This is a genomic window from Pseudidiomarina gelatinasegens, assembly GCF_004025325.1.
Taxonomy (GTDB): Bacteria; Pseudomonadota; Gammaproteobacteria; order Enterobacterales; family Alteromonadaceae; genus Pseudidiomarina; species Pseudidiomarina gelatinasegens.
Map to the genome: position 1 here is coordinate 1 of NZ_RSFE01000003.1, position 23,672 is coordinate 23,672.

General features: G+C 45.9%; 25 protein-coding genes and 2 pseudogenes. 7 read left to right on the forward strand and 20 right to left on the reverse strand.

The genetic code is table 11. The features are described from left to right. Positions 1-232: 232 nt before the first annotated feature. Positions 233-1,135: pseudogene (locus EGC76_RS04225) on the forward strand (IS3 family transposase); the annotation flags it as partial. 95 nt (positions 1,136-1,230) lie between these two features. Here EGC76_RS04225 and EGC76_RS04230 read toward each other — a convergent pair. The 5 genes from EGC76_RS04230 to cadR all read right to left on the reverse strand — a co-directional run bounded on the left by EGC76_RS04230 (position 1,231) and on the right by cadR (position 9,074). Next, positions 1,231-4,353 (reverse strand): efflux RND transporter permease subunit, encoded by a 3,123-nt coding sequence (locus EGC76_RS04230; protein WP_128351780.1) that lies wholly within the window; start codon positions 4,351-4,353, stop codon positions 1,231-1,233. Then, a complete protein-coding gene (locus EGC76_RS04235) occupies positions 4,346-5,875 on the reverse strand; it encodes an efflux RND transporter periplasmic adaptor subunit (RefSeq protein WP_128351781.1) in 1,530 nt (509 codons plus the stop codon). Before EGC76_RS04235 ends, EGC76_RS04230 begins: the two co-directional genes overlap by 8 nt. Before the next feature lies 1 nt (position 5,876). Next, positions 5,877-7,166 (reverse strand): TolC family protein, encoded by a 1,290-nt coding sequence (locus EGC76_RS04240; RefSeq protein ID WP_128351782.1) that lies wholly within the window; start codon positions 7,164-7,166, stop codon positions 5,877-5,879. A 661-nt stretch (positions 7,167-7,827) separates the two neighbouring features. Beyond that, positions 7,828-8,538: an FAD-binding oxidoreductase gene (locus EGC76_RS04250; RefSeq protein ID WP_281277724.1), complete on the reverse strand. Its 711-nt coding sequence runs from the start codon at positions 8,536-8,538 to the stop codon at positions 7,828-7,830. Between the two features lie 128 nt (positions 8,539-8,666). Beyond that, complete coding sequence (gene cadR, locus EGC76_RS04255; protein WP_004364961.1) at positions 8,667-9,074, reverse strand: Cd(II)/Pb(II)-responsive transcriptional regulator; 408 nt, start codon at positions 9,072-9,074, stop codon at positions 8,667-8,669. Between the two features lie 95 nt (positions 9,075-9,169). On the opposite strand from cadR, the gene EGC76_RS04260 reads away from it, so the two are divergent. The 4 genes and pseudogenes from EGC76_RS04260 (at position 9,170) to EGC76_RS04280 (ending at position 12,499) form a co-directional block, all read left to right on the forward strand. After that, positions 9,170-10,066 carry a cation efflux transmembrane domain-containing protein gene (locus EGC76_RS04260; protein WP_004364974.1) on the forward strand — a complete coding sequence of 299 codons (897 nt, stop codon included), beginning with the start codon at positions 9,170-9,172 and terminating at the stop codon, positions 10,064-10,066. A 3-nt stretch (positions 10,067-10,069) separates the two neighbouring features. Beyond that, positions 10,070-10,582 (forward strand): signal peptidase II, encoded by a 513-nt coding sequence (gene lspA, locus EGC76_RS04265; RefSeq protein ID WP_003821921.1) that lies wholly within the window; start codon positions 10,070-10,072, stop codon positions 10,580-10,582. Between the two features lie 21 nt (positions 10,583-10,603). Further along, positions 10,604-11,424, forward strand: a pseudogene (locus EGC76_RS04270) (transposase). A gap of 328 nt (positions 11,425-11,752) precedes the next feature. Then, complete coding sequence (locus tag EGC76_RS04280) at positions 11,753-12,499, forward strand: MauE/DoxX family redox-associated membrane protein (RefSeq protein WP_034732797.1); 747 nt, start codon at positions 11,753-11,755, stop codon at positions 12,497-12,499. 26 nt (positions 12,500-12,525) lie between these two features. Here the strand turns inward: EGC76_RS04280 and EGC76_RS04285 are convergent, their stop codons facing one another. The 15 genes from EGC76_RS04285 to EGC76_RS04360 all read right to left on the reverse strand — a co-directional run bounded on the left by EGC76_RS04285 (position 12,526) and on the right by EGC76_RS04360 (position 22,835). Then, positions 12,526-13,836 (reverse strand): APC family permease, encoded by a 1,311-nt coding sequence (locus EGC76_RS04285; RefSeq protein ID WP_092841993.1) that lies wholly within the window; start codon positions 13,834-13,836, stop codon positions 12,526-12,528. A gap of 21 nt (positions 13,837-13,857) precedes the next feature. Then, positions 13,858-14,292: a YybH family protein gene (locus EGC76_RS04290; protein WP_006956244.1), complete on the reverse strand. Its 435-nt coding sequence runs from the start codon at positions 14,290-14,292 to the stop codon at positions 13,858-13,860. Positions 14,293-14,309: 17 nt separating this feature from the next. Further along, positions 14,310-15,155, reverse strand: a complete 846-nt coding sequence (locus tag EGC76_RS04295; protein WP_034732803.1) for a copper resistance D family protein — start codon at positions 15,153-15,155, stop codon at positions 14,310-14,312. Beyond that, the gene (locus EGC76_RS04300; RefSeq protein WP_011234483.1) at positions 15,155-15,505 is read right to left on the reverse strand and encodes a copper resistance CopC family protein; all 351 of its coding nucleotides are present in this window, start codon (positions 15,503-15,505) and stop codon (positions 15,155-15,157) included. The genes EGC76_RS04295 and EGC76_RS04300 overlap by 1 nt, the downstream gene beginning before the upstream one ends. 26 nt (positions 15,506-15,531) lie before the next feature. Then, complete coding sequence (locus EGC76_RS04305; RefSeq protein WP_128351784.1) at positions 15,532-16,275, reverse strand: copper resistance protein B; 744 nt, start codon at positions 16,273-16,275, stop codon at positions 15,532-15,534. An 11-nt stretch (positions 16,276-16,286) separates the two neighbouring features. Then, positions 16,287-18,044: a copper resistance system multicopper oxidase gene (locus EGC76_RS04310; RefSeq protein ID WP_128351785.1), complete on the reverse strand. Its 1,758-nt coding sequence runs from the start codon at positions 18,042-18,044 to the stop codon at positions 16,287-16,289. Next, positions 18,034-18,252 (reverse strand): twin-arginine translocase TatA/TatE family subunit, encoded by a 219-nt coding sequence (gene tatA / locus EGC76_RS04315; RefSeq protein WP_126758658.1) that lies wholly within the window; start codon positions 18,250-18,252, stop codon positions 18,034-18,036. The genes EGC76_RS04310 and tatA overlap by 11 nt, the downstream gene beginning before the upstream one ends. 2 nt (positions 18,253-18,254) lie before the next feature. Beyond that, entirely contained in the window at positions 18,255-18,746 is a 492-nt protein-coding gene (locus EGC76_RS04320; RefSeq protein ID WP_110076779.1) for a DUF411 domain-containing protein, read from the reverse strand. A 66-nt stretch (positions 18,747-18,812) separates the two neighbouring features. Continuing rightward, complete coding sequence (locus tag EGC76_RS04325) at positions 18,813-19,157, reverse strand: hypothetical protein (RefSeq protein ID WP_128351786.1); 345 nt, start codon at positions 19,155-19,157, stop codon at positions 18,813-18,815. Between the two features lie 506 nt (positions 19,158-19,663). Then, positions 19,664-20,311 carry a site-specific integrase gene (locus EGC76_RS04335; protein ID WP_128351787.1) on the reverse strand — a complete coding sequence of 216 codons (648 nt, stop codon included), beginning with the start codon at positions 20,309-20,311 and terminating at the stop codon, positions 19,664-19,666. 9 nt (positions 20,312-20,320) lie between these two features. Further along, a complete protein-coding gene (locus tag EGC76_RS12070; protein WP_128351788.1) occupies positions 20,321-20,503 on the reverse strand; it encodes a hypothetical protein in 183 nt (60 codons plus the stop codon). A gap of 239 nt (positions 20,504-20,742) precedes the next feature. Then, positions 20,743-20,958, reverse strand: a complete 216-nt coding sequence (locus EGC76_RS11975; RefSeq protein ID WP_128351789.1) for a GDCCVxC domain-containing (seleno)protein — start codon at positions 20,956-20,958, stop codon at positions 20,743-20,745. Continuing rightward, positions 20,946-21,335: an organomercurial transporter MerC gene (merC, locus tag EGC76_RS04350; protein ID WP_128351790.1), complete on the reverse strand. Its 390-nt coding sequence runs from the start codon at positions 21,333-21,335 to the stop codon at positions 20,946-20,948. Before merC ends, EGC76_RS11975 begins: the two co-directional genes overlap by 13 nt. Before the next feature lie 65 nt (positions 21,336-21,400). Further along, complete coding sequence (locus tag EGC76_RS04355) at positions 21,401-21,778, reverse strand: MerR family transcriptional regulator (RefSeq protein WP_128351791.1); 378 nt, start codon at positions 21,776-21,778, stop codon at positions 21,401-21,403. Positions 21,779-22,598: 820 nt separating this feature from the next. Next, entirely contained in the window at positions 22,599-22,835 is a 237-nt protein-coding gene (locus EGC76_RS04360; protein ID WP_128351792.1) for a hypothetical protein, read from the reverse strand. Positions 22,836-22,955: 120 nt separating this feature from the next. Between EGC76_RS04360 and EGC76_RS04365 the strand changes: the two genes are divergently transcribed. Both EGC76_RS04365 and EGC76_RS11890 read left to right on the forward strand, forming a co-directional pair. Further along, a complete protein-coding gene (locus tag EGC76_RS04365) occupies positions 22,956-23,399 on the forward strand; it encodes a hypothetical protein (protein ID WP_128351793.1) in 444 nt (147 codons plus the stop codon). A gap of 108 nt (positions 23,400-23,507) precedes the next feature. Next, the gene (locus tag EGC76_RS11890) at positions 23,508-23,660 is read left to right on the forward strand and encodes a hypothetical protein (protein WP_164876790.1); all 153 of its coding nucleotides are present in this window, start codon (positions 23,508-23,510) and stop codon (positions 23,658-23,660) included. The last annotated feature ends 12 nt before the right edge of the window (positions 23,661-23,672 follow it).

Consider the following 23,672-nt stretch of genomic DNA (forward strand, 5'->3'; position numbering starts at 1 on the left):
GCTGAGTAAGCACTTTTGTGGATCACTTTGTAGTCGGCGTCTGAAGTATAAAATTAGCTAAGGGTGGATCACTTTTACTCCGTTGTTTTTAGGACAAAAGTGGATCAGTTTTCACCCGTTGTTGACAGTAGCGACCCAATTAAACGAGAGACCGAGAAAAACATTGAACTTTACGACACCGTCACACATGATTGACAAGGGTGTTGCGTTGATGACTTGAATCTACAGCGGCGTACTTCGCGAAGCAGTCCGACTAAGGTACGCCTTTATCAAAGAGCACAAGGACTGCTGGCCAGTACGAAAGCTGTGCCGACTTCTGGAAGTGAACCCTAGTGGGTTTTATGCGTGGCTCAAAAAGCCTCGCTCAAAGCGCCAGAAGCGTGATACGCGTCAGGCTGGCCTGATCAAGCAATTCTGGCTCGAATCAGGTGGTGTATATGGCTATCGAAAAATATACAGCGATATGCGTGAGTACGGCGAAAACATTGGCATCAATCGCGTTCACCGACTGATGAAGCTTAGCAAAATTAAGGCTCAGGTCGGTTACAATAAACCACGTCATCGCGGCGGTAGTGTTCATGTCGTCTCGCCGAACAGACTTAATCGTCAGTTCAGCACGGATAAACCAGACCAAGCTTGGGTGACTGATGTCACGTATATCAAAACTCACGAAGGCTGGCTTTATCTCGCGGTAGTGGTCGACCTATTCTCACGTCGCGTGGTTGGCTGGTCGATGCAACAGCGAATGACCAAAGAATTGGTGCTTGATGCGCTACTCATGGCGGTCTGGCGGAGAAATCCCCAACAAACCGTTACCGTTCACTCGGATCAAGGAAGTCAGTACACGAGTCACGACTGGAGTACATTCCTTAAAAGCCATAATTTAGAAGGAAGCATGAGCCGTCGCGGAAACTGTCATGACAATGCGGTTGCAGAAAGCTTTTTCCAACTTCTAAAGCGTGAGCGTATTAAACGAAAGGTGTATTCAAATCGAGATGATGCACGTCGCGATATTTTTGACTACATCGAAATGTTTTATAACGTGAAACGCCGACATGGTTTTAATGATCAGCTTTCACCAGTAGAGTATGAAAAACGATTTAAAAACGAGGCTACTGAGTGTCTAGTGAACTAGGGGCTTACCACATGCTATAAATTAGCATACTACCACCTGCACATCATTGATCGAGATCAAAGGTGCGCAGGTGATATTTACAGAGTAAGGTATCATCAAACCTTAACGTCTTTCTTTCGCCACAAATAGTAAACAGCAGGTAATACGAGCAAGGTTAAGATAACAGCGCTGATCATTCCTCCAACCATTGGCGCCGCTATTCTACTAACCACCTCAGCCCCAGTCCCTGTACTAAACATTATAGGCAATAAACCAGCAATTGTAGAAACGGCCGTCATCATGACAGGACGAACACGAAGCCCAGCCCCTTCCATTACAGCGCGAGAAACACCGTCTTTAGTCAAAGCTTTACCTTGCTCTAGTTGGCGTTGTTCGTATTCGTTATAGGACTGATTAAGATAAGTCAGCATTAATATCCCTATTTCTACGGTAACCCCCGCTAGTGCTATAAAGCCAACCGCTACAGCAACTGAGAAATTATAATCTAAAAGATACATTAGCCAGATTGACCCCACCAATGCGAGAGGCAAAGTTCCCAATATAATGGCTATTTCTGTAACGTTTCGAAAGTTCATATATAAAAGAACGATAATAATCGCGAGCGTTAACGGAATCACGTAAGTCAGTTTTTCCTTTGCCCTTTCCATATATTCGTACTGCCCGGACCAGGTAACTGAATACCCTGCTGGCAACTCGAGTTCTTGTTCTACAACCTTCATTGCTTTTTCAACATAAGTGCCGACATCAACTCCCTCAATGTCGACAAAAGTCCAGCCATTAAGTCTTGCGTTTTCGCTTTTAATTGCCGGCGGTCCAAGTTCAACGTAGACATCAGCCACATCCGCCAAACTAATACGCTGCCCGTTTGGCGTAACTAAAGGTAGCTTCTTTAATTCTTCCGGCGAATCACGGTAATCTTGAGGGTAGCGCAAGTTTATTGGGTAACGTTCAAGCCCTTCAATGGTCTCTGAAACATTCATTCCGCCAATAGCCGTGGCAACAACCTGCTGAACATCCTCAATGTTCAAGCCATAACGTGCAGCCTGCTCTCTTTTTATGTCGACTTTGACATAGCGTCCACCAGCCACTCGCTCTGAATAAACAGAAGCCGTACCATCGACATCATCAAGTATCGTTTCAAGCTGCTGACCGATCTTCTGAATTTCATTAAGATCAGCTCCGGCAACTTTTATACCTACCGGCGTTTTTATACCTGTCGATAACATATCAATGCGAGTTTTAATGGGGTAAACCCACGCATTGGTCAGCCCCGGAAACTTTACAAGCGCATCCAGTTCTTTTTTCAACTTCTCAGTGGTCATACCGTCTCTCCACTGATCTTTCGGTTTCAGTTGAATAAAGGTTTCAATCATCGTTAGGGGTGCCGGATCAGTGGCGGTATCCGCTCGACCAATTTTGCCAAAAACCGTCTTCACTTCCGGTACCGTTTTTATGAGCTTGTCGGTTTGCTGCAACAGCTCCCTTGCTTTACCAATTGATAATCCGGGATAGGTAGTGGGCATATACATCAAATCGCCCTCATCCAAATCTGGAATAAATTCACTACCAATTTTGTCAATCGGCCAGACACCAACGGCCAGGATAACAAGCGCTCCGACAACTGCTGTCTTGGGGTATTTCAAAATGCCTTTTAAAAGCGGTTTATACCCGGCGATCAATAACCGATTAAGCGGGTTTTTCCCCTCAGGTGTTACCTTTCCTCTGATAAAATATCCCATCAACACGGGGATAACGGTAATCGCTAAGGCTGCACTGGCTGCCATTGCGTAAGTTTTCGTGAAAGCAAGCGGAGAAAACATCCGCCCTTCCTGGGCTTCTAAGGTAAATACCGGCATAAAGCTGACGGTAATAATGAGCAAGCTAAAGAAAAGAGCAGGGCCCACCTCTGAAGCAGAGGCGGCAACCACCCGCCAGCGGTTCTCTGCTGTCAGTGGCGTTTTTTCCATATGCTTATGCATATTTTCAATCATGACGATGGCACCATCGAGCATAGCGCCAATAGCGATTGCGATCCCTCCAAGTGACATAATATTCGCGTTAATTCCTTGCCAATACATGACAATAAACGCGGTTAAAATACCCAAAGGCAAGCTGATAACGGCAACCAGCGAGGAGCGGACATGGAAGAGAAATATCACACAGATAAACGCGACAATAGCGAGTTCTTCTATTAAACTTTTCCAGAGACTTTCCACGGCATCCGAGATAAGCCCCGAACGATCATAGACAGTGACTATATCGACACCTTCTGGTAGCCCAGACTTTAATTCTTCCAACTTTTGTTTAACGCCATCAATCGTTTTTTGGGCATTTTCTCCGAAACGCATTACCACAATACCACCCACGGCTTCTCCCTCACCGTTGAGTTCGGCGATACCGCGTCTCATTTGGGGGCCCACACCCACATCAGCAACGTCTTTAAGCAATAATGGCGTGCCATTTTCATCAACGCCAAGCGGGATACTCTCTAAGTCTGACACACCATCAATATAGCCTGAGGCCCGGACCATATACTCAGCTTCCGCCATTTCAACCACCGACGCCCCCACTTCCTGATTACCTCGCTGGATAGCATTTTGTATGTGAGCAAGAGGAATATCGAATGCGCGCAGCTTCTCCGGATCCACTTTCACCTGGTACTGCTTTACCATCCCGCCGAGGGCGGCAACTTCCGAAACCCCCTCGACCGTTTGCAGTTCATACTTTAAAAACCAATCCTGCATACTGCGTAACTCACTCAAATTGTGGTTACCCGTACGATCAACCAAGGCATACAAATACACCCAACCAACCCCTGTTGCATCAGGGCCTAATTGCGGTCTTGCATTAGAAGGCAGTGTCGGAGCAACCTGAGACAAATATTCCAGTACTCGCGAACGCGCCCAGTAAGCGTCTGTATCTTCGTCAAAAATGACATACACATAGGAGTCGCCGAAAAACGAATATCCACGGACGGTTTTAGCGCCGGGGACAGACAGCATAGCGGTTGTTAATGGATAGGTTACTTGATCTTCTACCACCTGCGGCGCTTGACCCGGATAGCTGGTTTTAATGATCACCTGGACATCCGACAAGTCCGGCAGTGCGTCTACGGGCGTATTCTTAACCGCAAAAGCACCAACACCCACGAGGATTAATGTCGCCAGAAGAACGAAAAAACGGTTACTCACTGACCATCGAATGACTGACTTAATCATGGTTATGCTCCTGCTCTGTCACTTGTTTTTGCTCAGGAATATGAATCGATGTGAGCTGGTACTGTTGCTTCCCGACTTGCGTTATTTCCGCATGCAAGGATAACCCCGTGCTAAGCTGAGAAAGTTCAACATCCGAAGCAACATCGAAGTCCATCGTCATTGCAGGCCAGTCCCACTCAGGAATCTCACCGTGATTCAGCGTAACCATCGAATGTTGAGGCATAACACTTTTAACTGTTGCTTCGACCCAGACAGCTTCGACTGATACAGCTTCATTTAACATAGTGTCGTGGCTCTCGCTATCAGTGTTAGAGTCGTGGTTCATACGTTTAAAGTCGGAAGACTTACTGGACTCAGAGTCAATTAAGAACTGAGCCGATGTAACAATTTCATCACCTGCCATAAGACCCGATAAAATCTCAACTCGCGAGCTACCTAACCGCCCAACGTCAACATTAACTGATTTAAATTTCCCATCACCCAGTGCCAGTACAACTCGGTTCGAACCACCCATTCGGATAAGCGCTTCTTTAGGGATGATTAAGTTTTTGTCGCCTAAACCAGCCTTAATGTTAAGATTCGCAAACATGCCCGGTTTTAAAAAACCATCTGGGTTGTCGAAGTGAATTCGAACTTGTCCCGTCCGAGTTTTAGGGTTAAGTGACGGATAGACATAATCAACCTTTCCTTCCCAGTCTTTACCCGGAGCATACTCAAGATCCATTTGAACTTTATTACCTACCTCAACCTGGTTCAGTTGCCGCTCAAAGACTTCTGCAATAACCCATATTTTATCCAGTTGGGCAATCGTCATTAAGTTCATACTCGGCTTTACAAACGCACCTTCACGCACAGTCAGTTTATCCAATACCCCGGACTGCTTTGCTTTTACCGTAATTGTTTTCTGAATTTTATGAGTCTCTTTTAACTTCTTAATCTCAGGTTCAGAGACTTGCAGAGCTCTTAGGCGTTCTTCAGCAGCATCTAGTAGAACCTGATTACCTCTTTGCGAGGCCAATACAAGCTCTTCTTGCGCATTAACCATTTCAGGAGAGTAAATACTGTATAAAGGCTCGCCGGCTTTAACTGAGTTACCAACCGCTTTTACAAAAAGCTTTTCAATCCAGCCTTCAACACGGGGACTTACTGTCAGCACTCGGTTCTCATCAAACTGAACATAGCCAACTGTTTCGATATCCAGGTTGAGTCTCGAGGACGTGACGGTTGCAGTTGTAACCCCAAGGTTGTTAATAACATCGGGATCAATTCTCACCGTACCGGGTGAACTCTCTTCTGCATCATCGCCATAGTAAGGAATAAGGTCCATCCCCATTGGAGACTTTCCTGGTTTGTCTCGACGATAATTGGGATCCATCGGAGCCACCCAATATAACGGCTCTTTTTCTGCATTGCCCGATGAACGATCAGACACTTCAGTCGATTGCATTACATAGCCAATAGCGCCAGCGCCAACTGCAAAGCCTACAGCTAAACTTATAAGAGATTTGGTGACTGTTTTCATTTTACACTCCTGAAAGTAATAAGTAGTTTGCTTCGGCAATCAATTTTTGGCGGTTGATGGCGATTGCTAATGCATCAATTTTTGCGTCGATTTCCGCAATCTGTGACCGTACCGCCTCGGCAAAGTCGCCATCATCATTGTTGTAGGCAGTCAATGCGGCTTCAGACTGGGCGGACATTTGTGGAAGTAGCTCTTCGTGATATAGGGCAGCACGTTCATTCAAACGGTTCAGTTGTAAAAACGTACTGCGTAAATTGGCTATTAACTGCCTGGCAACCAATAACTTCTCAGTTTTTTTTGCTTCCGTTTTAAACTTTGCTGAGCGTACCTGCTTATCCTGTTTGTTATCAGTAAATAAAGGGACATCGAACGTAACCCCGACTGACAGCAAGTCGGCACGGTCATTGCCGCTTGGATCGTCGTTTCTATGGCCATATTTCAGATTGGCTGACCATTGCGGTTTATAGCCTTGCTGAGAGAGCTCGACAGACGTCTCCGACGCCAAAATGTCTTGATCGGTCGCTTGCAAAACCGGGTGTTCTTTTATCAATTCGTACAAGGCTTGTTTCGGTATTGTCGAAGGTGATAGCAATGTCTTCTTCAGCGTAAGACTCGGAAGGTCATCCGGTAACCTTGATTTCGCTATAACACCTATCCATTCCGACAATTCGCTTTGAAGTTGCTCCTCTTTTTGTCGCAGTGACGTCAACCTATCATCCAGGCGTGTAAGCTCAAGTTGGGCTCTAATAACATCTTGCTGCCGTGCTTTTCCCTCGGTACTGGTATAACTCGCCTTAGCCGTCGACACTAACTGTTCAAAAAGCGCTCTATCCGATTCAATCAAGCGAATACTTTGCTGAGAGAAAAAAACATCTAACCACAACTTCGTGACCGTTGTTTTGACCTTTGCAATACGATCCGCTCTCAAAAACGGTTGTTTTTGAGCTAATTGGTTTTTCTGCTTACGAGACAACGATAATGTGTCTCCTCTGGGAAATGTTTGTGAAACACCGACGACTAACTGGGTCATTCCTTCCTGTCTTGAACTAAAACTGTCAACCGGGAAACTGGCAGCCGTGAGCGATATTTGAGGGTCAGGCAAACTGGAAGAGGCTATTGCTTCACTCGCGAATGCTTCTTGGGTTTGCTTACTTGCCGTTAACCAAGGATCTTCTTGTACAGCGATACTCACTGCTTCTTGCAAATTCAAAAGCGGCTCTTGTGCATTAACGACATTTGGCACCACTACAGTCAGAACACTTAAATAAGCTATTCTTCTTAAAAGTTTCATATTGTTACTCTCAAAAACTGTGAATTTTTAAATTAAACACAGACTCAAGTTATGAGTCGAACCGTAACGAGGACGACGAACGACGTCGTAACGACAATGACCGAACCAAAGCTTATAGCTGTGCTTTTACCTGGACGATAAACGCGCCAGGAGCGAGAAATTTAGTACTTTTTAAGAGTAGATTGGGGGCCGAAATAGCGAGAGAGAGTGCTTTTCTTTAATATTCGTATCTAAGAATGAGGAAGCGTTAAAAACCAGCTTCTCAATAGGCGGAACGGTGGATTGCTCAGAATAAACGACAGTAATCGACGGGCTGTAACAATGTCGCATCATTGAATCAGAGCAACAGTTATCGGTAAGAGAATGTGACACTTCGCAACCCGCAAGATCGCAAACTTGCTCAGTAGAATCGTGCATACATGCCTTTTCCGTACTGATAGTTTGTGAAAATGACATTGTTGTTACTGCTAATAGCAGTAGGGCAATGATTAAACGATACATGCGAAGCTTCACTATAAAAACATGCTTGCAGTATATCTCTTTTGGCTGATAAAGATCAATCAATTAAAGGAAGTACCCATAACGAGGTAGTCAACCCAGATGGTAATACGACTTCTACATCACCACCCAGATTTATTGCTAACTCAGGCGCTTTCAAGCTCTAAATACCAAAGTCATCGAACCTTACTTGTTCTCGCGGAACGCCAAAGTCAGCAAGAGACTTTAACGTTGCTTTCAGCATTGGTGGAGGACCACACACGTAAACGTCCAATGTGTTTTTGTTTTCATCTGCCAACCATTTCATTGCGGTTTCGTGCACAAAGCCAGTGTGCCCGGCCCACTCATCTGATTTAGCAACCTCTGAAAGTACCGGTATATAATTTAACCGCTCATCTCTTTCGAACTCATCCCTATAACAGAGCTCTTTTTCATATCGTGCGCCGTAAAAGAATATGCAACGACGAGGAGAATCTGCTGCTAACTCACTTTGTATTAACGCTCTTAACGGTGCAACACCGGCGCCGCCTCCGATAAAGACTTGCGTGTGATTATTTTGTTTCGTCAGCTGAAAGTCACCAAATGGTCCAATAGCATCGACATGAGCGCCAGGCTCTAAATTACACAAGTAGTTTGAACCGATGCCTGGGGGCACCCCTTCACTTGGCGGGGGCAGTTGTCGTACGTTAAACACAAATCGAGTCGGGTGAGGCCGCGTAGCAACCGAGTAATGTCGTGACAATATTTCGTTTAAGTGTGGAATACGAAACTGCATAAACTGCCCGGCTTCATAATTAACGGGCTCTGAACTCACAAAGGTAAGCTCCATAATGGATGGAGTCAGTTGACGCTTTGAATCGAGTGTTAAAGCTATATCACTAACCCCCTCATTATGTAACTTTACTTCATAATTTGGGGTAAGCGGATTAAATGGTTGATCTTACCTTTGCATGAGAGTGAGACAGACCGGCATCTCATCGGATTATCTGGTTGATGCTTCACCTACTGCTGGTGCATGTTTCCTTCGCTAATTCCAGCAAGAACCCCACACGCCTCAACTTCCCGGTCATCGTTGCAACTCGCTCTCAGTGAAACGAGTTGTTTCTCAAGCGCTTGCAGAGCGGTTATCTGCGACCGCACATGAGAGATGTGATCATCGAGCAAGGCGTTGACGGCGGTACAAGGCTGATGAGGGTCGTCCTGATAGCTCTGTAGTTCGTGAATCTCAGCCAGTGACAGGCCCAGGATTCTGCAGCGACGGATGAAGGCCAGCCCCTCACCATGCTTCTCGGTATAGACACGGTAACCGTTGTCCTGCCGATCAGGCGGCGGCAACAAGCCCTGCTGTTCATAGAAGCGGATCGTCTGTGTTTCGACCCCTACCAACTGCGCCAACTGACCAATGCGCATCAGCCTCCTCCCCAACGGATTCTTTACTCTATTGACCTTATAGTAGCTTTATAGTTTAAAATGGTACCACAACATTGTTCAAGTGGAGTCGTATCATGAGCAAATCCTGTGGTGGCGCCTGTGGCGGTGATGCAACGTCCGCAGCGGATACCGATATACAGGCCTCCTCCGAGGCGCCAGGGAGATGGGTCAGTGTTTATGCCGTGCCGAAGATGGACTGTCCATCAGAAGAACGAATGATTCGCCTAGCCCTGAACGGCTTTGAGGAGATTCGGGCGCTGTCCTTCGACTTGTCGAACCGCCGGCTGAAGGTCGTGCATGACGGCGAGGTCGAGCCCGTCACCTCGAAACTGAAGACCTTGGGGCTAGGCGCCTCGCTTCAGGAAACCGTCGCTGCAAATCCGGAGACCATCAAGGCCGCCGAGTTTTCGGCAGCTTCTGCTAAGCAAGAATCCGGGACCCTGCGCTGGTTGCTCGGCATCAATGCACTTCTGTTCGTGGTGGAAATGACTGCCGGTCTGATCGCCCGGTCCACCGGCCTGATTGGAGAATCCCTGGACAATTTTGCCGATGCGGCGGTGTACGGGCTTGCCCTTTATGCGGTTGGACATAGCGTGAAAATGCAGGTACGTGCCGCGCATCTTGCTGGTGTACTGCAACTGATCTTGGCTGTGGGCGTGCTCGTAGAGGTGGTGAGACGCTTTGTATTCGGTAGTGAGCCTGAATCGCTGGTGATGATGGCTATCGCATTCGTCGCATTGATTGCCAATACCAGTTGTCTGCTGCTCATATCCAAACATCGGGAAGGCGGGGCGCACATGAAGGCAAGCTGGATATTCTCGGCCAACGACGTGGTGATCAACCTGGGGGTCATCACCGCCGGCGCCCTGGTCGCGTGGACCGGTTCCAATTATCCGGATCTGATTATCGGCACCATCGCGGGGGGCATTGTACTTAACGGTGCCAGACGCATTTTGGCGTTGAAGGGTTAAATAATGCTCATTATTGGCAAAAAGCTCTCGCCGTATGCCCTATTGTCCATATCGGGCCTGCTGGCAGCGTCTGATCAGGCTGTAAAGTGGCTGGTGCAGCAATCAATGGCCTATGGCGAGTATGTTTCGGTGACCCCGTTCTTTAACTGGGTGCACCTATGGAACACCGGTGCCGCATTCAGTCTTTTTGCGAATGGTGGAGGCTGGCAGCGCTACTTTTTTATCGGAATCGCGGTAGTGGTCTCGATTTTTCTGATCAAGCTGATCCTTGAAAATCGTCATAAAGGAGAAGCCATCGCTTACAGTCTTATCCTCGGTGGCGCCATGGGCAACCTGATTGACCGGGTCTTTCGCGGCTATGTTGTGGATTCCTTTGATTTCTATTGGCGAGACTGGCATTGGCCGGCCTTCAACCTGGCTGATATTGCAATTGTCCTCGGTGCCTTACTTTTCGTTTCCAGCAGCTTGTTGGGTAAAAAAGCAAACACCAATGCCGAGTCGGATGGATCTGACTGACACCTACGCCTATACAACACCATGACCGAACTTCCCGACAACATCCTTCACCTGCCGCAATACCAAGTACTGGGCTGCAAATCAACCGACGACGAAATGCACTTCCAGGCGGACGTGCCCGATCCCATCGCCTGCGAGGAATGCGGCGTGCAGGGTGAGTTCGTACGGTTCGGCAAGCGTGACGTTCCCTATCGTGATCTGCCCATCCACGGCAAGCGGGTCACTCTCTGGGTGGTCCGCCGCCGATACACCTGCCGGGCCTGCAAGACAACATTCAGGCCCCAGCTACCGGAGATGGTGGACGGATTCCGTATGACACTGCGGCCAAGGGAGACCGGAAAATCCTGCTGAAACGCGCTCACGAAGTCTCAGACCGGGAGCGCCTCATCATGGAGACCTGGACAGGCGCGTTCCCGCAACTGCTGGCCGCCTACGAGCACAAGGAGCGCTTCTACGGCATCTGGGACGCCACCACACGGCTCCAGGCAGAAGCCGCCCTGGACGAGTGGATAGCCACCATCCCGAAGGGCCAAAAGGAAGTCTGGAGCGATTTGGTCAGGGCAGTGGGAAACTGGCGCGAAGAGACCATGACCTACTTCGAGACGGACATGCCCGTCACCAACGCTTACACGGAGTCCATCAACCGACTGGCCAAGGACAAGAACCGTGAAGGGCGCGGTTACTCCTTCGAGGTGATGCGGGCACGAATGCTCTACACCACGAAGCACAAGAAGAAGGCACCGACTGCGAAGGTCTCTCCTTTCTACAAGAAAACCATCGGTTACGGACTGCCGGACTTCGCAGAGGAACTCAACTACGGAGTCGATCTATCAACCATCTGAGGGTGGTATCAGATTGATGGGGTGAAGGTGCCCCATCAACCATTAAATCCGTATACCCAAAAAAACTAAAGTTGTATACAAAGCTCTTTAATAGCAGCGCTTGTAGAGCTTGTATATTCAACTTTTACCCCCCTTAAATATCCTAACTCTTTTAAAATCAGCTCTTATAAACGGTTAAAAAGCCATCAAAAAAAGTTGTCCAGTTTTTCAAAATTTAAAATATATTTTCAATTTTTATGAATTTTTAATCTCACAATTAGAGATGCTAATCCTCCAGCGACTATAATGCGTATATAGATGTACCATTTTTAAGTAAGGAGACGTCACTATGAGTCAATCAACTCAAAAAGCCACGCTTTACAGAATGTCGACACCTGACCACCAATGCCCTTTTGGTTTAAAAACCAGGCACTTACTTAAAGCCAACGGTTACGATGTGGACGACAACCTGTTGGAAAGCCGAGAAGAAACCGACAAATTCAAGAAAAAGCACGACGTCGATACCACTCCACAAGTGTTTATTGGTGATAAACGTATCGGTGGGTACGAGGAGGTTCGAGCCTTTCTTGGAAAGCCTCTTCCTGACCCTGACGCAACCAGTTACCGGCCCGTTATTGCATTATTTATTATGACGGCACTCCTCTCTGTAGCCACGTCGTGGTTGTCTTTTGGTCGCGTATTTACCGTACAAACCATCGAGTGGTTCATCAGTTTCTCTATGGTGGTTCTGGCCTTGCTCAAACTCCAGGACGTAGAGAAATTCTCTACCATGTTTCTCAATTACGATCTTCTCGCCAAAAAATGGGTGCCTTATGGCCGTATTTATCCCTATGCCGAAGGCTTGGCGGGTCTGTTAATGGCAGCCGAATTCGCCCATGTCATATCCATACCCGTCGCATTATTCATCGGCATCGTAGGCTCTATATCGGTGTTTAAAGCCGTTTATGTCGACAAACGCGAGCTAAAATGTGCCTGTGTCGGTGGCTCCAGTAATGTGCCGTTAGGCTTCATTTCGCTCACTGAAAACCTCATGATGGTCGCTATGGCTGTCTGGATGTTTTTTACAATGAACTAGAAAAAGAGCGCATAGCGCTCTTTTTCTTAACGCTTTTTACGTAAAAACAAAATCTCACCAGCGGCAATCAATGCCATACCGATAAGAGACGCCCAAATCACCAGCGGATCGCTCGTCCATTTCACCCATATAAAAGCGACTAAAACGATGACGTCTAGCGTGATTGCGCTGACAAGTATGTAAATATTGGCATTCACCTTTTGCCTTAGATGCCGTAATACGCCCCAGTGGATCGCAATGTCCATCACGATATAAAAAATAGCGCCCAGTGACGCAATTCGACTCAAATCGAAGAATGCCGCTAAGATCATAGCCATAACAATGGTGTAAACCAGCGTATGCTTCTGAATGGAACCTGGCATGCCAAAATGACTGTGTGGAACAAGCTTCATATTGGTCAACATGGCTAACATTCTTGAAACGGCAAACGCGCTGGCAATCACTCCTGATACCGTTGCTACAATTGCAAAAGCGACCGTCACCCATAGTCCGGTCTCGCCATAGACGGGTCTGGCTGCTTCAGCAAGCGCGTAGTCTTTCGCTTTCACAATCTCATCTATGGACAGGCTCGAGCCAACCGCCAGAGTGACCAGAACGTATATTAACGCGCAGATAATCAGCGAAATAATAATGGCACGCCCGACATTTCTCTTAGGCTCAACAATTTCACCGCCACTATTGGTTATTGTTGTAAACCCTTTGTACGCAAGTATGCTTAAAGCAATCCCCGCTAAAATACCGCCACCCGTAGCTTCTTCTGGAATAGCCGATATCGATTCAAACTGAATGCCTGAGGCCCACAAACCACCAGCCGCTAAAATGACCAACCCTAAAGTCTTAACAAAGGCCATAAAAAACGAGAACGTTTGAATAAACTGATTACTCAAAATATTGATAAAAAACGCAAAGACCAGCAAACCCACCGCCAACAAAGGGATAAGCCACTGCGCTTCAAAAGAAATTAACTGGCTGGTATAAGACGCAAATGTCCGAGCGACTAAACTTTCATTAATGACCATAGAAAAGTACATCAAGAGTGCGAATATCGCCGTCACACTTCCTTTTCCATAAGCTTTACTGAGGAACATCGCAATACCGCCCGCTGACGGATAGGCTTTCGCCAACTTAACGTAAGAGTAAGCGCTAAAGCCGGCAATGATACCGCCGCACACAAACGCCAGGACAAACCACTCTCTTGCCAGCTGAGCAACTTGTCCGGTCAGTGCAAAAATACCAGCGCCAATCATCACACCAGTCCCCAGCGACACCGCCCCCCAAAGACTCAGACTGCTTTTCTGATAATCCTGATGTCCGTGTTCATGATCGTGTTCTGCCATAATCAGCTCCGGTGATTGAACTCAGTTGGACCAATGGATCCGGATAATTTTCCAGCCAGACTCAGTCGTATTTGATACGGTTACGGTTTCATTCATCGTTAAATCAACCTCACGCCCGTTATACTCCCCGGAAACGCTATACCGAGAAGTGATCACAGCAAGGCCATCGGCTTCTTGTACTGTCCTTTCAAGCAACTGTGAAGGAACCGCCTGGCTAAACTTAATATCTGACTTAAGGTGATGAGCACTGTACTCGGCCAAGGATCGTTCAACACCACCACCTTCAAAGATAAACACATCATTGGAAAGCACATCTTTAACGACTTCCGTGTCACCTTCAGTCAAAGCCGTTCGAAACCTATCAAGCACAACTGTCGGTTCAGATACTTCCTCGGCACTACTAGGCGCTGAAATAAACAGCACCGAAACCATAAAAACACTCATGAATAATTTCATTCTTATTATTCCTTACATTAACTAGGGGAAAACGCGCTGCTTAGCGCAGAGGCCAGGGTAAAAATAGTGACAGCCAATACCATTTCCGCCGTTATGGAGTTTTTGAGTCGCTTGGCGGCCGCGTTATCATTTAATTGCGGTACGAACTTTAATTTATGCAATGCGGCAACAAGGAGAATCAGCGCCACAAACACAAGTTTCGCTAGTAGTACCGTGTCATACGACGTAAGCGGCAGCTCTGGCATCCATCGCCCTGTTGCACTACGATACATAACCAAGCCCGCAATAAGGAGTATTGGAACCGCTGCAGACATATGCACACCAAAACGCTCCATAATGGCTTTCGCTTTAGCAAGCGGTACCGACGTTGCCAGCTTTCGCAATGAGTTAAGACTGCCGAACCAAACCCAAGCGACTAACAAGTGTGTTAAAAGCGCTAGCTTTCCCCACCAGACGGCGTCACTGCCGTGACCAATACTTAAAAAGCTCCATCCCATGAGTCCAATGGCGACAACATATAGCACCCACTTTATACGTTTTAGCTTAACAACGGAGTAAACAATCCAAGCAATAGCAACCGCTATCTGAAGTTGCATGAACAACCCAACAGGGCCGGTCCATATAAACTGCATGTAGGTCGTGTCAATCATGCCGGCAAAGCCTTCAGCAGCAAAACTACCGACTTTCAGAAAAAAATACAGAAGGCTTGCCAGTAATAGAAGCAACGCAACAAGGCTATTCTTTCGTTCAGACTGCTTTTTTAAACCGGACAAATAAACGATATAAGGCGAGGCGGTCATCACCGCGTTAAGCCAGAATATAAAGGCCAACGTTAAAACGCTGGCCACACTCCAAAGGGTCATCATTTCACCTCAAAGCTAAAATCACCCGATATTTTATGACTGTCCCCACCCATTGCCGTCCAATAAACCGTATAACCACCTGACGCCAAATTGTTTTTAACAGCAATTTCGTACGCTGCTTTGGGAGTCATGCTCATCGAAAAGTCCAGCGGATGCATTTTACCGTCATCTGAGTGCAGCATAATTTTAGCCAGACGAACATCACCGGAAAAATTCATCGTAATTTCCGTTGGTGACTCGGACAAAGTCGCACCGTCCTCCGGGCTACTGGATGTTAGGCCGACGTGAGCGCTGGCCCATGCACTAAAAAATAACGTGGTACCGAAGGCTAACTTAAGTATGTTTTTCATGTTGTTTCCTCTTTGTTTATTATCAATTAAAACCAAACTCTGGCCCCAAGGACCACGCCTGTTTCTGTGGTGTCCTCACCCATTCGTTTCATTTCATCTGCCGTGTTGCCTAACGCGCCGTTCCAATAAACACCAATGTAGGGTGCAAACTCACGACTGATTTCGTGACGATAACGCAACCCCACACGCAAGTTGCTCAAGCCACTTTGCCGTTCATATTTGTCTGAATCTGTCAGGTTGGCTGTAAACTCAATGCGAGGCTGTAAGTACGATGTTTGTGTGAGCTGCCACTCGTACTCAGTTTCGCTAACAAATTGGACGTCGCCTTCTTCATTCACCATCAGCGAGTTATCCATTTCGAACCAATAGGGCGCCAACCCCATAAAACTCACGACAGCATAATTTTCCATAGACGCGTCCGACGATAAGGTACCTCGCGTACCAATACCGGCCTGAAACGACCAATACGGAGACACCAGATACCCATACAGCAGTTCGGCACGTTCTAAGTCAGTGGGCTCACCGTCGTCTTGAACATTCTCCCCTTCACTCTTGAAAACAGCTCGGTGATAGTCACCGCCATACCAAGCAATCATGTCCCAGACGGCTAGGTTCTCTTCCTCGTCTGTTCGCGTTAATTCCAACCGATCGAACAGTACTTGCCCGGTGTAATATTCTTTGACGGGTTCAGGCCAGCCTTCCTCTGCATGTCCCGCCATTGCCACTACGGGTAAAAGTGCTGTAGTGAACAACAATGATTTAGCGTACATAGCCTTCCTCCTTATGCCACATTTACCACACGAAACATGCCCGCTTTCATGTGATAAAGCAGATGACAATGAAATGCCCAGCTTCCCGGTGCATCAGCGGATATAAGTAGTGATACTTTCTCGCTTGGTTTTAAACTAATGGTGTGCTTACGAGGACGAGGATACTGTCCATTTTCAAGTTCCATCCACATACCGTGTAAGTGGATTGGATGATCCATCATGGTGTCATTAACCATCACCAACCTTAAGCGCTCGCCGTGACGGAACTGCACAGGGCCGTCAACTTCGGTGTAGTTCTTCCCGTCAAACGACCACATATACCGTTCCATATTACCGGTCAAATGCAGTTCAATCTGGCGCTCTGGTTCCCGCTTATCTGGCCATTCTTGGGCGCCAATAAGATCGCTATACACTAAGACTCTATGGTCAACATTATCCAAACCTATGCCCGGTTCATGGAGACGACTGGTCGGATTCATAGCTATCATGGCGGCAGCAGCTCCGTGACCACCTTCACTGTGCTCAATTTTAATGTTTTCCACAGGAAGCTCTTTTTTATGCATCATTTCATGATTCATATGACCGTCTGTGCCGCTCATATTCATCATACCTTTCTCTTCCTTATTTCCTGACATCGCCATGGCCCCCATTCCCATCGCGGCCATACCACGTTCAGGCACCGCGCGTAACTCAGGAACTTCTGCTTCAAGGCCAATTTCTGGTGTTAATGTGCCTCTGACATAGCCACTACGGTCAAAGCTCTCCGCAAAAATCGTATAAGCCTTGTTATGCTTTGGCTGAACAATGACATCATAGGTTTCAGCCACTCCGATACGAAACTCATCAATAGACACAGGCTTCACCGGTTGACCATCTGCCGCCACTACAGTCATCTCTAGACCAGGAATACGTACATCGAAATAGCTCATCGCAGAGCCGTTGATAATACGAAGTCGCACTTTCTCACCTGGTTTAAATAATGCTGACCAGTTCATTGCTGAATCGCGACCATTCATCAGGTAGGTGTATGTACTCCCTGTCACATCAGCGATATCGCGAGGACTCATCCGCATTTGTCCCCACATTTCTCTTTGCTTCCAGGTTTTCTCTAACCCATGCTGGCGCACGTCCTCGAACGTCTCAAATATCGTACGCTTTTGGTAGTTATAGTAGCCTTCCGCTACTTTCAAATTACGAAACACGGTATCCGGATCTTCGAATGTCCAGTCGCTGAGAATAATGGTATGTTCTCGATCAGCACCAATGTCTCCGTCTTTCGGTTCAATCACTAACGGCCCCAGGTGTCCCAATTGCTCCTGCAAACCGGAATGGCTGTGATACCAATAAGTTCCGTTTTGCTCGACATCGTAGCGGTATTTGAACGTTCGTCCTGGCTTTATCCCTTCGAAAGATACGCCAGGCACGCCATCCATATTCTCCGGCAATATAATTCCGTGCCAGTGAATTGACGTGTCTTCCGACAACCGGTTAGTCACATTTAGCTTTGCTCGCTGCCCTTCTTTTAAACGAATCAAAGGGCCCGGCATTTGGCCATTGATGGTTATTGGTGCTCCTACTTTATTTCCCACGAGCAGTGGGGACTTTGCAATGGTCAGATCAATCTCATCGTTTGTCAGGATCTGATCTTTAAAACTGCGTCCCTGAGGAGCAGCCCAAGTTGGGGCTACTTTGGCGATTGCTAAAGCAGACGCCACAGTGAATGCAGATTTAATAAACTTTCGACGCCCTTTGTTAAACTCATTGCTCATTATGACGCTCCTCTTTTGAGGTTAAATTTTGATAACGTTGAACGTCCTGTTCCTTACCAGACGGCTCATCAGAAACCGATGATTTAAACCCTTTAATCGCACTACCAAGATCGGAGCCCAGGGTTCGTAGCTTTTTGCTACCAAAAAGAAGAATGACAATAACTAGTATAATTCCTAGCTGAACCATACTCAAGCCGCCAAAACCCATATCTAAAGCCCTCCATTTGAGAGTGCTTGCTGCTGCTCTAAACTTGCTATCTGCTTATAAGGTGTAATTGAACCGTCCTTTTTGATTTCATAGACCGTATACGGTTGAAACCGAGTACCCATTTCCATACCAACAGACCCTACCGGCATGCCAGGAACAGTTAATCCAATGCCATTTTCTGACTTTTTCCCAGCTAAATAATGAGAAACCAATGTAGGAGGAACGTGCCCCTCAAAGACATAGCCATTACTAGAAATAGCGGTATGACAGGATTGGACCTCGGCACTAATACCGGAGTCACGTTTTCGTTGGGTCAGGTTGTTCGGATGTTGTACGGACACACTAAAGCTATCGGGTAAAGCTTGTAACCACTTTTCACAGCAACCGCAGTTGGGATCTTTTAGAACGGTTAGTTGCTGCTCTTCTACATCGGTTGCAGATACAGACACGGAAAACAGCATCGCCAAAACAGCGATATTGCGTTTGATAGACATAATTATTCACCGATTAATAAGTTTTAAGGAAACACGCCGAGCGTGTGTTAAATTTCTAGTAACTTATTAAGCGGTAATTATTGGGGGACGGAATAAATTAGACGCGTGTTTAGCACGAATTGAGGTGTCGATGGTCGCATCGACTTTGGCAGAGAGGTTAACTGCAGCGGCATTAACCGAAGAAGACTGTCCGACAAATAAAACCGAGCCGCCGGAGCAATGCCGAATGGTCATGTCAGCACAGCACGAGTTGTGCTTTTGCGTCTCATGCTCGCAATCGTTTGTGTCGGCTTCGTACATCATGCTGTGCTGCATTTGGCTGTTATCATGACATGCGTGAGCTTCTGCCGTTTGCGAAAACGACATCGACACCGATAGCACTGTCATTAATAACAGAATTCGAATTAGCACGAGCACCCTGCTTTTTGCAATTTAATAAACTTCAGTCTAACGTCATTTTAGCGCATGTCAAATAATAATGATGAATCACGAAATGTTCGCAGGTATGGGCTTTCTATGGATGCTGATTGTGGGAGCTATTTTTATTGTTCCCGCATGGCGTATCTGCCAACGAGTTGGCTACCCTGGTCCATTGGGTCTTCTGATTGTTATCCCTATCGCAAATATCATTCTTCTTTACTTTATAGCGTTCGGCCCATGGAAAAATGTTGATAAATAGCTAATTCACTTTAACCAAAGCAACAAGTATAGCTTTTCATCTCTGATCAGAAGCACGAATTTATTTGCCACTACACGTTCACAAGTTGCAGACCACTATAGCTATGTTCAACGTGTTAAGCGAGTATTGGGCATAGCCAAAAAGTTAAAAGATTCATTTGTGAAAAAGCTTTCAATCAAAAAACTAAAGCTGAAGTTTTAGTAACAAGGTAAGTAACACGCTTGAATCTTAATATTTTTTATCCACTATAAAACAATAAGTTATTAGATCTTATCGATTCCGCCTCCGGCACCATTATTGATAAGGCCTCGCTAGAAATAGCGGGGCTTTTCTTTTTCTGGCTTTGTACCAGATTTGTACCAGTTGTACCATCCACATTGCCCGCCACCCGTTTCAAATGATGACTCGCAAGGTGAGCGTACCGCAGTACCATCTCATACGATGACCAACCGCCAAGCTCCTGCAACTCTTGTAAGCTTGTGCCGCGTTGAACATGCCAGCTTGCCCATGTATGGCGTAAATCGTGCCAACGAAAATTTTCAATACCCGCTCGTTTTAACGCTGCATGCCATGCTTTGGTTGATGTGCGCTCAATTGGTTTGCCTTGATACACAAAACAATAGTGAACATCGTCGCCCTGCACTTCTTGCAACACCGATAAAGCATCGTTATTGAGTGGCACGTTTATCGCCTTTCCTGATTTTGATTGATCAGGATGAATCCACGCAAAACCACGTTCTAAGTCCACTTGATCCCACCGTAGATAACTCACATTCGACTGACGCAAACCTGTAGCCAGTGAAAATTGAGCCATCAACCGCAGATGCTTAGGTAACTCATTCAATAAACGTTGTGCTTCATTGGCTGTAGGAAAAAGATTACGGATAAAGTTAGCTTAGTATGTGCTCGTTGATTTAGGCTGCAAGGTTAACGTTAAACCAAGTGCAGATGCCACCTTAGCGATAGTTGATAATGTCGGATCTCCATCAGATTCCTCCACGCATGCATCCAAGTATGCTTGAATGGCTTCGTCATTATCGAGGTGTTGTGTGTATGTAACTACCCCGGGGTTTGTCAACTGCAGTTAACAACCTGTGCGTTGACACGAGGTTTGAAGAGTATGGTTAGTTGGTAAAAGTGGCAAACGTAATATTGTGTAGGATAAAAACTTAATAGTTAAAATTCGACGAAGCTATGTCCGCTGTGTGCCAATTGCAGCCCTTCATACAGTGACTAGATCAAGACCGCTTTGATATGATTGCTGACATTTCAATATTTAGTTCTTGAAATTTATCTGTGTCTTTAAGAGACAGTCACTTAGCTCTTACAACAACTTTGGCCTTCTTGAATTGGTGGGCATTTTACTGTTCCGTAAGAGCAATATACGCAACAATCGCCTTTCAAAGGCTTTAGAAGAACTTTGCAAGATTCACATTCATAATACCACTGGCAAGAGTTGGTTGACATTTCTTCAGTTTTAATGAAGCCACATTCGGGGCAAGTAATAGTAGATTTTAGCTCTATACCTTGCATGTTTGCTCCTTCACTGGTTTAGCTATGTCAAGCGCTGACATTACAATCATCAAACAAATACCTACATAGAACAAATAAGTGCTCCAGTCGTATTGCCATAGTGGATAGAGGGTTAACAAAACCGTTATAGGGCCAATAACCCCAAGAGTGCCTCTCGCATGATTTTGGTTTTTATACCAGTTATACAAATTTACCAACAACGCCAGAGTAGCAAATGTAGGTAACAAGGTATTTACAGCAATCCCCTCAAAGTGAGAGAGAAAGCCTAACCCCAATGCTGATGCTAATGAACCAAGTGCTGGAAAACACCCCGTACAACTTAGGGCTGCAAGCCAAACGCCACCTGAGCCAACTTTATCTAAAATCTTATTAATCATTTTTAACGCCTAACATTATTTGAATGATTTGAGTGTAAACTCCGTAGGTAAGTACGGAGTCAATACTACTTTATCGAATCGATTATTGGGCAGTGAGATTGGTCGTTATTGTTGCGGCATGAATTAGTCATTTCTTTTATGACCACTTCTAAGCCTTGAAGGTCATTTATTTTACTTTGAATTATTCTCAGCTTCTGCAAGCCTAAAGATTCAACTCTGGCACAATCGCCACCCATTGACATTAATGAAGCCACTTCTTTTAGAGTGAAGCCAAGTGCTTTGGCCCTACAAATGAATTGTAATTGTTTGGTGATTGAGTCGTCATACACACGATAACCATTTTGAGGTTTTTGAGGTTGTTTTATCAAGCCTTCTCGCTCATAAAAGCGTATAGTTTCTACGCCTAAACCAAGTTCTTTAGCCAACTTGCCTATTGTTTTCATCGTCTAACCACAAAATCAACTTTAATCATGACATTAGTATATCAATACGAAGTAAAATTGCTCGAACTACCAATGACTGGTTTTCGCTCATAGCTGACTAACAGCAATATCCGCAACATTTCTAAATAGCCCTGAGTTTCTCTTGTATTGCTGTGTAAATCGCTAACATGAATATCCCTTCAGATGTTTCCTTGCATTTGAGTCGATTTCCAGTAAGAATAACCAAGTACGGATTAAGAACGTTTCGATTAATAGCCCGTCAAACTATTAGTCATCGAATAGGCGCTCTAAATGGGCGCCTATTCAAATCACCCCACCTAATATGCAACCTTTCAAATTGAAAATTTACTAGCCTATTTATCTTTCTTAGGCCAATAAATCATTGCCAAACCAATGGCTACAAATAGCACTGGTGTGATTGTCATAATAATTGCTTGGGTTGTTGTCATAGATCCCTCTCTGTGGTCCTGTAAGCCAATCATATAGTTATTCTTTGCAGTATGCACTTGCGTTAAGCCAGTCGCTTTGTCAGAGTTTAAAAGCACGGTTAAACACCTTGATTGACGGCATGTTAACTGTCAATCTTCACAACTCATCAGGCTATCCCACAAACACGCATTTCATCGATTAACTTAAGCAATACATTGCGGCCATAGGCTGTTTGCATTAAAAGCCGAGGTTGTGTTTGCTCTAACGCTCTCGCCTCACTATCTAACCACATGAGCAATAAATCGCAATGGCCATCAAAAAATGACAGTAATTTACACCACGTTCGCACAAGATGAAGCAACGTATCTGATTGCTAGGCGTTCAATTTTATCTAATTTGCCACTTTTAGCTTAACTGTACGCTCAGTCAAACCAAGCGCACCGATAATGAGCGGCATAGGAATGAAGTGTTGTAGCGAGTCAATCACGCAAGCATTAATCCCCTTTCGCAACTCTTGCTGCACCTTGGGTACCGGAATCTCGATACTTGCGCAAGAATGGCCTTGAGCAAGTTCAATAATCCATTCGCTCAATGAACTCGTGTTTTCTTCCGTTGATGCATTGTTCATTCAAATCCCTCAACCTATCTTCTGCAAGATTGTAGCGCCAATTTCAAAATATGTTACTCATGTTAACCATAGCATCAGATTTTGCGACTAAATTCACTGAGTTTCAAATGGAGAAATCACATGGGAATTATCATCTCGGTTGCGTTTGCCGTCATGGTTATTGGCTATCTACTTGGTAAGGGCGACGTTGCTGCAAAACGCTCACCAGACTTGCTTACTCCTGAACCTATCAAAAAAGCTAGTGAGCAGATTAAAGATAAGAACACACGCCCCTTAAGCTCTGAGCTGCGGGATTTGCACGATTGTGATGATGAGCCAACATCGCACCGTTGCCAATTTTGTTTGAGAAGTCACCGCATTTTTCATCACTCATGTCACCACTCAATGCTGCACGACAAATTACTCGACCCAACTAATCTGCTCTCGCCGTTAAATCCAGCAAATAGTCATTCAGTGTTCGATGACGACAATTTCACCCGCAGTTTGAGCGATGACGATTTCTTTAACAGTAGTATCCATAACGACTCACTCAGCTCATTTGACTCACATAACCCATTTGATTAACAGCCCTGAAGCGCCCTATTTTCATGCTCTGCCAATCAGTAGCGCCAAATTCGAAACATGCTAGCGTGGTTACGCATTAGTTAAATCAACCAACAAGGAGCCACAACGATGCACCACTCAAAAACCGTTTTCGATAAGGCGTTCGCGCATGCTGAACACACCGAATGCCTGTTTGATATGCAGCATCAACTGATTGCTTTGATCGACAACCACCAGCAAATTTTAGGTGCTCTTCAGTTCGAGCTGCGCGACGATAATTAGGCGCAAATCGAA